The organism is Solwaraspora sp. WMMA2059, assembly GCF_027497315.1.
Classification (GTDB): domain Bacteria; phylum Actinomycetota; class Actinomycetes; order Mycobacteriales; family Micromonosporaceae; genus Micromonospora_E.
Genome location: NZ_CP114908.1, coordinates 3,023,754 through 3,036,929, shown reverse-complemented (window position 1 = coordinate 3,036,929; position 13,176 = coordinate 3,023,754). Strand labels below are relative to the sequence as shown.

The window sequence follows — 13,176 nt, the reverse complement described above, 5'->3', positions numbered from 1 at the left end:
CGACTACCGCAGGACCGGGGTCCGCCCCCGGTTGGGCGACCTGCCCGGCTCGGCCGACGGTGCTGGCTGCGGCGAGGCAGCTGGCTGTGGCGACGCGTCCGGTCGGGGCGACGGCGGTGGGACGTCCGCCGCCGCCCGGTGGTGTCCGGCCCGTCGTCGGGCGGGCAGGTGCAGCAGGACGGCGACCACGGCGAGCCAGAACACGTACGGGTACGTCTGCCCGGTCCCGAACATCGCCGACTCGGTGACCTGGATCAGCAGGCCGGTGACGATGAGCCAGACCAGACCCGAATTCGCCCCGTTCACCGGAGCCCGGACGGCGGCCCATCCGGCGGCGAGCACGGTGAGCAGCAGCGGCACTGCGGCCACCAGCCCGAGTTCCAGCATCATCTGCAGGTAGCTGTTGTGCACCAGCCCGACGTTGAAGCCGCGCAGTTCGTCGTAGCTGGCCAGCTCGTAGAGGTGGTCGCGGGACGCGTACCCGTAACCGAGCGCCGGATGGTTCTCCCACCACAGGTCGACCGTCATGTGCCACAGCCGAATCCGGCCATTGGACAGGTCGCTCTGGGTGAACCGGCTGACGAACTGCTGCATCCAGGAGGCGGCGAAGACGGACGGCAACAGGCCGGACAGGTACCCGGCCAGCAGGGCCGCGGTCGTGCCGACGACGACCCGGATCAGGGTACCGATTCCATGCCGTAGCACCACCCAGAGCGCCCCGACGAGCACGGCGCCCAGTCCGGTGCGGGACTGGGACAACACGAGGGCGCCAGCCACCGGCAGGATGCCGAGCAGTTCGGCCCGTCGCCCGGTCTCCCGGTAGACCGCCCAGCCGAGCGGCACGGCCAACGCACAGACCATGCCGAGCATGTTGGGGTTGCTGAACAGCCCTTGGAACCGGGAACTGCCGGACAACGCGGGGGCCAACGTGCCGTTGGCCGCTCCGTAGCCGATGCTGACCACGACGGTTACGGCCAGCACCAGGTAGACCACCCGCAGGTCGGCCATCATGACCGCCCGGTCCGGCCACCGCCGCCGAGCCAACCCGTGGACCAGCCCGGCCAGCAGCAGCAGGGCCAGACCACGTTGGAAGGACTCGAACGGAGCGATCGACCAGACCGCGCTGAGCGTGGCGAGACCGGCGAGTACCCAGAGCGACCCGATCAGGACACCGGTAGCCGGACTCGTCGGCGCGGCAGCGGCGGGTCGGCGCTGGCACAGCGCCCAGACGACCAGGCCGCCGACGGCCACGTACCGTGGATAGAAGCTGGCGTCGGCCAGCGTCTCGACATCGGACGACGCGCCGATCAGCAGCGCCATCGTCAGCGCCAGGAGCCATCGCCAGCCGTCCATCTGGGATGCGCAGATGAGCATGACGAGCAGCGCGACGGCGGCCGAGGCGACCAGCGGATTCCGTACCGCAAGAATGGTCGTGACCCCCAGCAGGGCCGCCGCGCCGACCAGCACGGTCAGCCGGCTCATTCGGTCTACCACGTGTCGTCCTTCGGCTTGCGGTGGGCCGGGGTGAACCCGAGCGGTCTGTCTGTCGGTCCGGCACGTCAGACCACGAGGTGTCGCCGGTCCACCTCGGCCGGGGCGCCGGCCCAGCGGGCCCGGGCGGCGTACAGCGACCGGACCATCTCCGGCCAGGAGGGCGGACGGTATCCGGTGACGTCGGCCAGCCGGTCGGCGCGCATCGACCGGTCACAGGCGAACCCGTCGTCCGGCACGATGTCACCTGGCCACCGGTACACCTCGGCGATCAACCGGAGCAGGTCGTACTTTGAGATCGGCTCGGCGGCCAGGTGGTACAACCCGGTGAGATCGGTCCGGGGCAGCACCACGGTCCGCAGCAGCCGGGCGAACTCGACGGTCGTCACGCCGGTGTAGATCGCCCTGGTCCAGCCCTTGACGCCACCGGGGCGAGACAGAAACCAGTCCACCAACGACCGGTTGCTGGTCAGCTCGTGACCGATGATCGAGGTACGCAGTGTGAGCGTTCCTTCGCCGGTGACCTCGCCCAGCAGCTTGGACCGTCCGTAGAGGTCCGGTGGGTCGGGCAGGTCCTCCTCGACGTAGCCGCCCTGGCGTCCGGAGAAGACACAGTCGGTGCTGACGTGGACCAGCCGGCTGCCGATCTGGCCGCAGGTCTGCGCCAACATATGCGGGAAGAGAGCGTTCAGGGTGACGGTGTGCGTGGCGTCCTGCACGTCGGGGCGTTGCTTGATCACCCCGACACAGTTGACGACCACGTCCGGCCGGAGCTCGTCGACGATCCGGCGGACCTGGTCGAACCGGGAGGCGTCGATGTCGCTGGCGATCCGCTCGACCAGTGGCGCGGGGAAGTGGGGTGCGCGGTCGGCCAGGTCGCGGGCGGTGCCGTGAACGTCGAGCGTCGGGTCGGCGCTGAGTTCCCGCAACAGGGTGTGACCGAGCATCCCGGTGGCTCCGGCGATGAGGACCCGCTGTCGAGCGGGACCCGGTCGGTCGGTCCGCCGCCGCGGCACCCGATCCAGGTGCCCGCCAGCGTCGGCGAGGGCGCTCATGCCGCGCCGACCAGGCTCGCGTCGACCGGGCTCGCGGCGGCATCGAGGTGTGCCCGCACCTCCGGCAGGGTGAGCAGCAGCGACTCGACCTGCGGCACGGTCAGCCGCCGGGCATTGTGCGAATTGAAGTCGGTGAGCCCGCCGCTGTCGACGTCGCCCTCGTCGACGTAGAGGGCGTAGTTGAGATCGCGGCTGTCCACCGGGACCCGGAGGAACTCACCCAGGTCTTCGGCGTGGGACAACTCCTCGCGGCTGGCCAACGTCTCGTACATCTTCTCGCCGTGCCGGATGCCGAGCACGTCGAACTTGGCCGGTACGCCGAACAGGTTGCACAACGCGGTGGCAAGGTCGCCGATGGTGCAGGCGTCGGCCTTACGGATGAAGACGTCGCCCTGCCGGCCGTGGTGGAACGCATGTTCCACCAGGTCGACCGACTGGGCGAGGGACATCAGGAACCGGGTCATCGACGGCTCGGTGACGGTCGGCAGGCTGCCCTGGCGGATCTGGTCGATGAACAGCGGGATGACCGAGCCGCGCGAGTACATGACGTTGCCGTACCGCACGCAGCAGACCCGGGTCCGGGCTGTCAGGTTGTCCCGGGCGTGTGCCTGTGCCACCTTCTCCATCAACGCCTTGGTCATGCCCATCGCGTTGACCGGATAGACGGCTTTGTCGGTGCTCAACAGCGCCAGCGCCTCGACCCCGACCCGTTCACACGCGTCCACCAGGTGGGCGCTGCCGAGGACGTTGGTCCGGACCGCTTCGAGTGGGAAGAACTCGCACGACGGCACCTGCTTGAGCGCGGCGGCGTGGAAGACGAAATCCATGCCCCGTACGGCTTTGAGCACACTGTCGTAGTCCCGGATGTCGCCGACGTAGTAGCGGACGCGCTCGTCGGCGAGTCGGTGCCGCATGGCGTCCTGCTTGGACTCGTCGCGGCTGAATACCCGGACCTCCTGGGCGCCGGCGTCCAGCAACCGGGAAACCATCGTCTGGCCGAAGGACCCAGTGCCACCGGTGATCAAGAAGCGCCGGTCCGATAGCGAGGAAACCACATCTGCCCCTGTCTTGCTTCTCCCGTCGGGCCACCCCCCGGGGGACGGTGGATGTCGTCGTACGTGACGATATAGTCACATAACTGGCGTAGAGGTCATTTTCCGGCAAGGTGAGGAAGGCTCGGATGATCCGGTGGCCCGCGATCCCGGGCCGAGTCGTCATTAACCGCAAAAGGGGCAAAACAGCCCGTAGCGACTGGTAGTTGTATTGCATGCTGATCGGTCTGCTCACCCAGTGGTTCGATCCCGAGCCCGGGCCGGCCGCGTTGCCTGGCCGGCTCGCTCACGCTCTCGCTCGACGGGGGCACGAGGTGCGGGTGGTCACCGGATTCCCGAACTATCCGACCGGCCGGCTCACTCCCGGCTACCGGATGGCGCGCCGGCTCGATGAGACGGACGGCGACGTGCGGATCCGCCGGGTGGCGCTCTACCCCAGCCATGACCGGTCCGCCGCACGGCGACTGGTCAACTACGGCTCGTTCGCCGGTTCGGCGCTGGTCTCCGGCGCCGACGCGCTGCGCGGTCTCGACGCACTCTGGGTCGGCAACTCGCCGATCTCGGTGGCGATTCCGATGTGGTATGCCCGGTACGTCCACCGGGTACCGGTCCTGCTGCATGTCCTGGACGTCTGGCCGGACAGCGCGGTGGCGAGCGGATTCCTCGGCAGCGGTCCATTGTCAAGGAGTCTCGCGCGGGGGATGGCCCGTTGGTGCGCGGCGATGTACCGCAGCGCGGATCGGGTGGCCTACGTCTCGCCCGGGGCGGGTGGTCTGCTCGCCGGGCGAGGCGTACCGCAGGAGAAGCTGATCCACATTCCGATGTGGGCCGACGAGGCGGCGCCGGTCCGCCGCACCGATCTGCGCGCCGAGCTCGGGATCCGTCCCGATCAGGTGGTGCTGTCGTACGCCGGCGCGCTCGGTGAGGCACAGGCCCTCGACCCGTTGATCGACGCGTGCGTCCGGATCGACGATCCGAGGCTGGTCTGTCTCATCGCCGGGTCGGGCACTACCGAGGACCGGCTGCGTGTCCGCGCGGCCCGGGCAGGTGCCACCAACGTCCGGTTTCTCGGCCGGCTGCCCCGAGACCGGATGCCCGCGCTGATGGCCGCAGGCGACGTGCACTACGTGAGCCTGCGCCCCGGTGGGATGTCGGCGTACACGATGCCGAGCAAGGTGCAGGCGATCCTTGCGGCAGGTCGGGCGCTGCTCGTCGCGGCCGAGGGCGACGCCGCGACGGTCGCCCTGGACAGCGGCGCGGGCTTCGTCGCCCGGGCGGGGGACCCGGACTCGATCGGAACCGCGCTGCGCGAAGTGTGCGACCTGGGCCGCGAGAAGCTCGAGCTGCTCGGGCAGGCTGGCCGGTCCTATTACGACAAGGTGTTCTCGGTCGCGGTCGGTGCCGAGCGGGTCGAGCAGGCGCTGCGAGTGACGGTGGAAGGCTGTCGGCCGCGCCGAGGAGGAGCCCGATGACGAATCCTCTCGACGACGAGAGTGGCTGCTTCGTGGTCCTGATCAACGACAGGGGCCAGCATTCGCTGTGACCGGAGTTCTTCGCCGTGCCCTCCGGTTGGCGTGTCGTGCAAGGGCCCGTCGGCCACGCCGACGCTCTGGCCTGGGTCGAGCGGGAGTGGACCGACCAGCGGCCAACGAGCGTCGCCGGGCTGCGTCGACCGGGCATTGGCTGAGGAGCGGTCCGAGAGATCTCCGGAAACCTGCTCGATCATCCCGGTCGCCAGCGGCGCGGCGGCACCCACCCCGGTTCTTGACATCCGGCTCGTTCGCACCCACCGACTGGCGGAGAACAGCCAATACCAGCGGTACGGGGTTGGGCCCACGGGTTCCGGAGGTTTCCAGGGCATCTCCGGAAGTCGTTGACAGGACAATTTCGACGGTCCGATACCGGCGGCCGTCGCCCGGCCACCGGCCGGCCCTCTGTTCGTCCTGCCGGCCCGGCCCTGCGTCTTCGACATCGGCGCGAACATCGGCCTGTTCACGTTGTTCACCAAACGACGCTGACCCGACGCGACGGTCCGGGCCCTTGAACCGGTGCCCCTACCGCTGACTACCTGCGCCGCAACATCGCGCGGCACCAGCTGACCGACGTTACCGTCATCCAGCAGGCCCTCGGCGACCAGCCCGCTGGCAACGCCAGTTTTGTGCACTATCCGAACATGCCGGGAAACTCCACCCGGTATCCGGAGGACAAGGAACTCCAGAAGGCGGTGGTGGCCCGCAGACGCCCTGACTGGGACGTGGCCGAGCAGTACCGACCGGTGAACCTCACCGCTCGCTGTCCTCGCGTCCCAGGGCTTCGGGTGCGAGTTCAACCCCGCGCCACTCGTCTACCCCGAGGTCCGCACGTACCTGGTCCCCGCGCGACGGTCCATGGCCCGGCCCGCCGCTTGACGCGACACGGGAGGTCAGCCCTCGGCATCGGCGAGCAACGGTTCCAGCACCAGGTCGGGGTCGCGATTGCGCACGGTGGACAGTCGCCACTTGTCGGGGAACAGGGCGAGCAGTTCACCGTCGCGCACCCGGGTCATCACCTCGACCCCGGGTGCCGCGTTCAACCCGGCCACACTCGCCGCGTCGGTGCGCCGGGCCAGGGTGTACGGCAGATGGTCGACCGCGGTCGGTACCCCGAACTCGGTCGCCAGCCGGTGGGTGGCGACCTCGAACTGCATCGGCCCGACGGCGGCGAGCACCGGGGACTGCTCGCCCCGGCGGTCCGATCGCAGTACCTGGACCACGCCTTCGCCGTCGAGTTGTTCGACGCCGCGGCGGAACCGTTTGAACTTCGACGCGTCGGTGGCTCGGACGGCGACGAAGTGTTCGGGGGCGAACGACGGCAGTGGCGGGAACGTCACCGCCGGCCCGGGCGCGTAGAGGCTGTCGCCGATGCTCAGCGCGGTGGCGTTGACCAGGCCGACCACGTCGCCCGGGTACGCCTCGTCGATGGTGTCCCGGTCGCGGCCGAAGACCTGCTGGGCGTACTTGGTGGCGAACGGGCGGCCGGTGCCGGCATGGGTGACGACCATGCCGCGTTCGAACCGGCCGGAGCAGACCCGGACGAACGCCACCTGGTCGCGGTGGGCCGGGTTCATGTTCGCCTGGGTCTTGAAGACGAATCCGGCGAACGGAGCGTCCAGCTCGCGGAGGGTGCCGGTGGTGTCCGGTCGGGCCGTCGGCGCGGGGGCGGTGTCCACCAGCACGTCGAGGAGCTGGCGTACGCCAGCGTTGGTGACTGCGGCGCCGAACAGCACGGGTGTGGTGGTCGCAGCGACGAAGCCGGCCTGTTCGTGCTCGGCGCCGGTGGCGGCGAGCAGGTCCAGCTCCTCGATCGCCTGAGTCCAGTCGGCGCCGTAGCGTCGGGCGGCCTCGGCGGCGGTGAGTGGTTCCTCGATGACGGCGGTGGCTCCGCCAGGGGTACGGGTGAACGCGACCATGCCGCCGCTGCGCCGGTCGGCCACCCCGTGGAACTGCCCCGCGACACCGACCGGCCAGGTCAGTGGGGTGCACCGCAGCCCGATCCGTTGCTCGATCTCGTCGAGCAGTTCGAGCGGCTCCAGCCCAGGGCGGTCCCACTTGTTGATGAAGGTGATCACCGGCACCCGGCGGTGGCGACACACCTCGAACAGCTTCAGCGTCTGCGGTTCCAGTCCCTTGGCGGCGTCGAGCAGCATCACCGCGCAGTCGACGGCGGTCAGCACCCGGTAGGTGTCCTCGGAGAAGTCCGCGTGCCCTGGCGTGTCGAGCAGGTTCACCACCGTGTCGCGGTAGGTGAACTGCAGTGCCGCCGAGGTGATCGAGATGCCGCGCTGCTGCTCCAGGGCCATCCAGTCGGAGACCACGCCACGGCGGTCGCCCTTGCCGTGCACGGCACCGGCGGAGTTGATCGCCCGAGCGTGCAACGCGAGGGCCTCGGTGATGGTGGACTTGCCGGCGTCCGGGTGGGAGATCACCGCGAAGGTACGCCGTCGTGCCGCCTCCGTGGTGACTTGTTGTATGACTTCCACTACTCCTGGCACCTGAGGTCCTCCTCTCGCCACCCGTTGCCCAGCAGCAGGTCGACGACCGAACTCTAACGTGCGAGGCGCTTGTTTCTCGGTCGGTGCGGTGTCAGCCCACGTCAACCGTCGGGTCGTGACGATGAACACTTACCACCCGTGTCTACCCTCGCGCGACGGTACTGTCTCCTAGGCACGTCCGCGAGACCCTGCGCGTTGCCGCGCGCCCTGATCGGAAAAGGCTGTATGTCGTCGTTCTCGCCTGCGGTGTTGCGGCCGCGTCTGTCCCGCCCGTCGTGGTTGTCCCCGAAGGTGTTCCGTACCGAGGTCCTCGCAGGCCTGGTGGTCGCGCTCGCGTTGATCCCGGAGGCGATCTCGTTCTCCATCCTCGCCGGGGTCGACCCACGGGTCGGGCTGTTCGCGTCGTTCACCATGGCGGTGACCATCGCGGTCTGCGGTGGCCGGCCGGCGATGATCTCCGCCGCGACCGGCGCGATCGCGTTGATCGTCGCCCCGTTGGCCCGCGACCACGGGCTCGGCTATCTGCTGGCGGCGGTGATCCTCGGCGGGGTGCTGCAGGTGCTGCTCGCCGCGCTCGGCGTCGCCCGACTGATGCGGTTCGTCCCGCGCAGTGTGATGGTCGGCTTCGTCAACGCCCTCGCGATCCTGATCTTCGCCGCGCAGGTGCCGTACCTGATCGGGGTGCCGTGGCTGGTCTATCCGATGGTCGTCGTCGCGCTGGTGATCATTGTCGGGCTGCCCCGGCTGACGAAGGCGGTGCCGGCACCGCTGGTCGCGATCGTCGTGCTGACCGTCGTCACGGTCGTCGCCGGCTTCGCCGTGCCGACCGTCGGTGACCAGGGATCCCTGCCGGACAGCCTGCCCGTGCTCGGTGTGCCGCAGATCCCGTACACCTGGGCGACCCTGCAGGTGATCGCACCGTACGCGGTCGGGATCGCGCTGGTCGGGTTGATGGAGTCGTTGATGACCGCCAAGCTGGTCGACGACATCACCGACACCCACTCGAACAAGACCCGCGAGTCGTGGGGTCAGGGCGTGGCGAACATCGTCACCGGCTTCTTCGGCGGCATGGGCGGCTGCGCGATGATCGGCCAGACGATGATCAACGTCAAGGTGGCCGGTGCCCGTACCCGGCTGTCGACCTTCCTGTCCGGGGTGTTCCTGCTGATCCTGGTCGTCTCCCTGGGCGACGTCGTCGCCCGGATCCCGATGGCCGCCCTGGTCGCCGTGATGATCATCGTCGCGGTGTCGACGTTCGACTGGCACAGCGTCGCCCCCGCCACCGTGAAGCGGATGCCGTGGGGGGAACTCGCAGTGATGGTTTCCACCGTCGCCGCGGTGCTGATCACCCACAACCTGGCCATCGGCGTGATCATCGGTGTCCTGGCCGCCATGGTGATCTTCGCCCGCCGGGTCGCACACATGGTGGAGGTCACCAGCGTGCTCGACCCCGACGGCAGCACCCGGATCTACTCGGTGCACGGCGAACTGTTCTTCGCCTCCAGCAACGACCTCGTCTACCAGTTCGACTACGCCGGCGACCCGGACCGGGTGATCATCGACATGACGCATGCGCACATCTGGGACGCCTCGTCGGTGGCCGCGCTCGACGCCATCACCACCAAGTACGCCAGCCGCGGCAAGAGCGTCGAGATCATCGAGCTGAACCAGCCCAGCGCCCGGATCCACGGCACCCTCGCCGGGCAGCTCAAGGTCGGGCACTAGACACACCGGCGTTCCATAGATGCCGGCCGCCGTGCTGTCCCGTGCCAGGGGCACGGGACAGCACGCCAGGTCATCACCGCTGCCCTCCGCCGACGCGGATCAGCAGGACGGGACCATGCTCTTGACGTCGTGGGTCGTGTTGATCCAGGTGTCTGCGGCGAATCCGGTGACACCGGTGGCCGGATCGGTGATCCGGTCCCACGTCGATGACGGCCAGTATCCGCCGCCGACGTACTCACCGAAGGTGTAGCAGGAGATGGTCACCGTACTGCCGTAGTAGGTGTATCCGACGACGGCGGACGTGGTGCTGGGACCGGCCCGGACGTTGAGCCACGGGCTGGCCAGGATCGTCCCGGTCACGCCGCCCGGCGTCCCGCCGCCACCGAGCCGGTTCACCGCCGCCTGCGCGGCGGACAGGTGGTTGGCGTACACGCCGCTGTTGTAGGTCGACCACGGCTGCCAGTTGCTGCCGCCGCTGGAGATGTTGTACGCGGCGTTCGCGTTGCACTGGGCGTCGTAGGCGCAGGTGTCGGTCACGGTGGGGTGGTAACAGTTGTTGATCTGCCAGAGTCCGCGGTCCAGTGATCCGTTGGGACATCCGGCGGTGGGGCCGTTGCTGCCGACCGCCGACGGGTTGCACGAGGACTCCGCCATGGCCACCGCGACCGCAGTGACCAGTGGGCTGCCCCGGAACCCGGCGGCGTACCCCACCTGGGCGCACAGGTCGATACCGACGGCGTTGACGTTGACGGTGTCCGGTGCCGGCGTGGCGGCCGGCTCGCCGACGCTGGCCGGGACGGCTCCGTCGACGGCACCGCTGGCCGGTGCGGCGCTGGCCGTGCCGGGCACCGCGAGAGCGAGCACGCCGACGACGGAAAGCAGGGCGAGGCCCAGCGTAAGTCGGGGACGGCGCCGACGGCGGCTGTCGGAGGCGGGCGGGAGACGATCGGGATCCATCACGTTCCTTCCTGGAAACGACGAGCAGTGACTGAGTTACGACGGGTGAAGCGGAGGTCGGGTGACGCGGTGGTCAACGTCCCGGCCACTCCGGGTCCGCGTACGACCAGCCGAGGTACGGCGCGCCGGGCCAACTGAGCGAGACACGCCGGATAGTGGGGGCGGTGGTGATGTAACTGCCGTTGCCCTCGGAGAGCATCACGTGACCGGCGTAGCCGTTGATCTGCGCTCCGGCGAAGAAGACCAGGGCGCCGGGCGGCGGCGTGCCGGTGGTGTGGATGAGGCCGCGCTGGTACAACGCGTTGTAGTGGACCAGTGCGGTGGCGTAGCCACTGGCGGCGCGTCCGTACGCGTGCCCGACGAAGTTGTCGCACCAGCCGTCCCACGGATGGTTGCTGTCGCCGAGGTCGCCGTTGGTGTGCGTGTGTCCGAGGACCGACCGGGCCCAGGCGAGGGCGCGCTGCTCCCGGGTGCCGGTCGGCGGCGGGGTGCCGGAGCCGCACTCCGGCTCGCCCGGCAGGTACTGGTTGAAGCCGGGCGTGGTGGTGTAGTAGTCGCTGATCCAGCCGTTCACCGGCGCGCTGATCTGGTGCCAGACGTTGTTGCCGTAGATGTTGCGGCCGCGTACCGCGCACTCGGCGGTGAAGTACGTGCCGTCGGCGAGGACGGTGACCGCCGGTGCCGAGGCATCGTGCGGGTTGGTCCGCACGATCAGCCCGGCGCCACCGGTGCCGGTAATCCGGTAGCCGGTGATCCCGGCGATCGCCGGTGCGGTGGCTCCGACCAGCACCATCACCAGCGCGGCGAGGGACGCCAGGACGCCCCGTACGAGCCGGTGGAAAGTTCTGGACACCGGTCGGTGGGCGGGTTCGGATTCCTTGAGGTGGTGCACGTGGTCCTCCTGTCGTAGAGCGGACTGCCCGTCCACCCGATACCGCGTCCATGCCGGACGACGTTGCGGGCGGCTCTCGTCGCCCGAATGCGCCGGCCGGTCAGGATGCGGACGCGTACGTGGTCCAGTACGGACTGTGAGACGCTGTTCGCTGGCGTCTATCCAACGGGCAGCTGCGTCGAGGCTGATACTGGCGCGGACCTGCTCGTAAAGCACTGGCTTGACCGCTGTTGACACCAGGTTTACGCGTTCAGGAGAGGCCATGACGGATGAAAATGGACACGCCGGCGCTCGTGGTTCCGCCGCCGGCCCGATCGGTGCCTTCGTCGCCGATCTCGAACAGCTTCGACGCGACGCCGGGCAGCCCTCGTTGCGCAAGATGGCGGAGCGGGCCCACTACTCGCACACCGCGCTGTCCAGCGTGCTGTCCGGAACCCGGCTGCCCTCTCTGGAGCTGACCTTGGCGTTCGTCCGTGCCTGTGACGGCGACGAGGACACCTGGCGGCAGCGGTGGGGCCAGGTCGACGCACTCGTCAACGGTGCCGCGCAACCGGCCGACCGGACCGCCGTACGGGAGCCGCACGTCTCCCGCCGGGCGCTGGCGGCGACCGGGGGGATCGCGGCTGTCGTCGCCGCGGTTATCCTGGTGCCGACGTCGGTACTCGACCGGCTCGGCGGCGCGGCGCAGGAACCCGTGGCTACCTCGGCCGCCGTGTCACCGGCGGCGGACGGCGCGGATCCGCAGCAGGAACAGTGCCACCTCGACGCGGTGAGCACCCACACCGTGCAGGTTCCCGACCGGGATCCGGCCCAGCCGCCCTACGGCAGCCTCACCCTGCGCTACTCCCAGCGATGCCAGGCGGCCTGGCCACTCTTCGTCTCCACCGAGCGGGTGCCGACCGGGGTCACCATCCGGCTGTCCATCAGCCGCCCGTCCGACGGGGCCGTCAGTCGGTTCGACTATCCCTACCTGGTGCCGAGCCAGGTGTACAGCGTGTACGGCAACGTCCTGCGGACCACCGAGGGGTGCGTCGAGGTGGCCGTCGAGATCAGCAGCGCGGACGACCGATCCGCGTTGGCCACCGCGGCGACCCCGTGTGCCCGTCCCGACCCGGTCGGCACACCAACCGCGCTGCAGATTCGCGACCTGCGTGTTCCGGTGGCGGCTCCGCCGGTCGCCGCTCAGCCGGACGGAGGCTGACCCGGGTCCCCCGGCTGCCCTGCCTGGGTCTGCGCCAGGTACACGGTGTTGGCCGAGTCGGTGCCGAGCAGCGGGTTGCGAAACGTCACCACTTCAGTGCGGACCTGTGGGAACACCCGTCCGAGCGCTGCGGTGAACCCGGCTTCCGGTGGGTCGTCGGACCACAGCGCGAACACGCTGCCGGGCCGCAGATGGCCGGCCAGGTGCCGTAGACCCTCCGGCCGGTAGAAGGCGGCGTGCGACGGGTGCAGGAGATGCCCGGGGGAGTGGTCGATGTCGACGAGGACGGCGTCGAACCGTCGCCCAGGTGCAGCCGGGTCGGGGCCCTGCGCCGCGGTCAGGGCGAAGAAGTCGCCGGACACCAGCCGGCACCGGGGATCCCCGACGAGCGCTTCTCCGCCCGGCACCAGACCCCGCTGGTGCCACCCGATGACGTCGGCCAGCGCCTCGACGACGATCAACGACCGGACCCGTGGGTCCCGCAGCACGGCGTGGGCGGTGTAGCCAAGGCCGAGCCCACCGACGACGACGTCGAGTTCTTCGCCGACCAGGTCCGCCAGGGCGAGCCGGGCAAGCTCGACCTCGGCGACGGTGAACAGGCTCGACATCAGGTACTCGTCGCCCAGTTTGACCTCGTACACGTCGCGGTCCACGACGGGGTCCCGCCGCCGCCGCAGGCTGATCTCTCCCATCGGGGTCTGCCGCCAGTCAAGTTCCTCGAAACGCGCGGCCATCGGCACTCCTTCTGATGGGCGCAGGTCGGCCCGCCGACT

Annotated in this window: 10 protein-coding genes and 1 pseudogene; 4 read left to right on the top strand and 7 right to left on the bottom strand. The window is 69.6% G+C overall.

What is annotated here, in order from left to right:
* Positions 1–3: 3 nt before the first annotated feature.
* The 3 genes from O7553_RS13925 to O7553_RS13915 form a co-directional block, all read right to left on the bottom strand.
* Positions 4–1,482: an O-antigen ligase family protein gene (locus tag O7553_RS13925; protein ID WP_281555213.1), complete on the bottom strand. Its 1,479-nt coding sequence runs from the start codon at positions 1,480–1,482 to the stop codon at positions 4–6.
* A gap of 77 nt (positions 1,483–1,559) precedes the next feature.
* Positions 1,560–2,546: an SDR family oxidoreductase gene (locus O7553_RS13920; RefSeq protein ID WP_281555212.1), complete on the bottom strand. Its 987-nt coding sequence runs from the start codon at positions 2,544–2,546 to the stop codon at positions 1,560–1,562.
* The gene (locus O7553_RS13915) at positions 2,543–3,601 is read right to left on the bottom strand and encodes a polysaccharide biosynthesis protein (RefSeq protein WP_281555211.1); all 1,059 of its coding nucleotides are present in this window, start codon (positions 3,599–3,601) and stop codon (positions 2,543–2,545) included. The genes O7553_RS13920 and O7553_RS13915 overlap by 4 nt, the downstream gene beginning before the upstream one ends.
* Before the next feature lie 212 nt (positions 3,602–3,813).
* Between O7553_RS13915 and O7553_RS13910 the strand changes: the two genes are divergently transcribed.
* Both O7553_RS13910 and O7553_RS13905 read left to right on the top strand, forming a co-directional pair.
* The gene (locus tag O7553_RS13910) at positions 3,814–5,070 is read left to right on the top strand and encodes a glycosyltransferase family 4 protein (protein WP_281555210.1); all 1,257 of its coding nucleotides are present in this window, start codon (positions 3,814–3,816) and stop codon (positions 5,068–5,070) included.
* Positions 5,067–5,285 (top strand): annotated as a pseudogene (locus O7553_RS13905) (MbtH family protein). Before O7553_RS13910 ends, O7553_RS13905 begins: the two are co-directional and overlap by 4 nt.
* A 735-nt stretch (positions 5,286–6,020) precedes the next feature.
* Here O7553_RS13905 and O7553_RS13900 read toward each other — a convergent pair.
* The gene (locus tag O7553_RS13900; RefSeq protein ID WP_281555209.1) at positions 6,021–7,628 is read right to left on the bottom strand and encodes a peptide chain release factor 3; all 1,608 of its coding nucleotides are present in this window, start codon (positions 7,626–7,628) and stop codon (positions 6,021–6,023) included.
* Between the two features lie 225 nt (positions 7,629–7,853).
* On the opposite strand from O7553_RS13900, the gene O7553_RS13895 reads away from it, so the two are divergent.
* Positions 7,854–9,353, top strand: a complete 1,500-nt coding sequence (locus tag O7553_RS13895) for a SulP family inorganic anion transporter (protein WP_281555208.1) — start codon at positions 7,854–7,856, stop codon at positions 9,351–9,353.
* 99 nt (positions 9,354–9,452) lie between these two features.
* Here the strand turns inward: O7553_RS13895 and O7553_RS13890 are convergent, their stop codons facing one another.
* Both O7553_RS13890 and O7553_RS13885 read right to left on the bottom strand, forming a co-directional pair.
* Entirely contained in the window at positions 9,453–10,310 is an 858-nt protein-coding gene (locus O7553_RS13890; RefSeq protein WP_281555207.1) for a transglycosylase SLT domain-containing protein, read from the bottom strand.
* 73 nt (positions 10,311–10,383) lie between these two features.
* A complete protein-coding gene (locus O7553_RS13885) occupies positions 10,384–11,202 on the bottom strand; it encodes a hypothetical protein (RefSeq protein WP_281555206.1) in 819 nt (272 codons plus the stop codon).
* Positions 11,203–11,464: 262 nt separating this feature from the next.
* On the opposite strand from O7553_RS13885, the gene O7553_RS13880 reads away from it, so the two are divergent.
* On the top strand, positions 11,465–12,403 hold the full coding sequence (locus O7553_RS13880) for a DUF2690 domain-containing protein (protein WP_281555205.1): 939 nt from the start codon (positions 11,465–11,467) through the stop codon (positions 12,401–12,403).
* Here O7553_RS13880 and O7553_RS13875 read toward each other — a convergent pair.
* A complete protein-coding gene (locus tag O7553_RS13875) occupies positions 12,385–13,137 on the bottom strand; it encodes a spermidine synthase (RefSeq protein ID WP_281555204.1) in 753 nt (250 codons plus the stop codon). The genes O7553_RS13880 and O7553_RS13875 overlap by 19 nt on opposite strands.
* Positions 13,138–13,176: the final 39 nt, after the last annotated feature.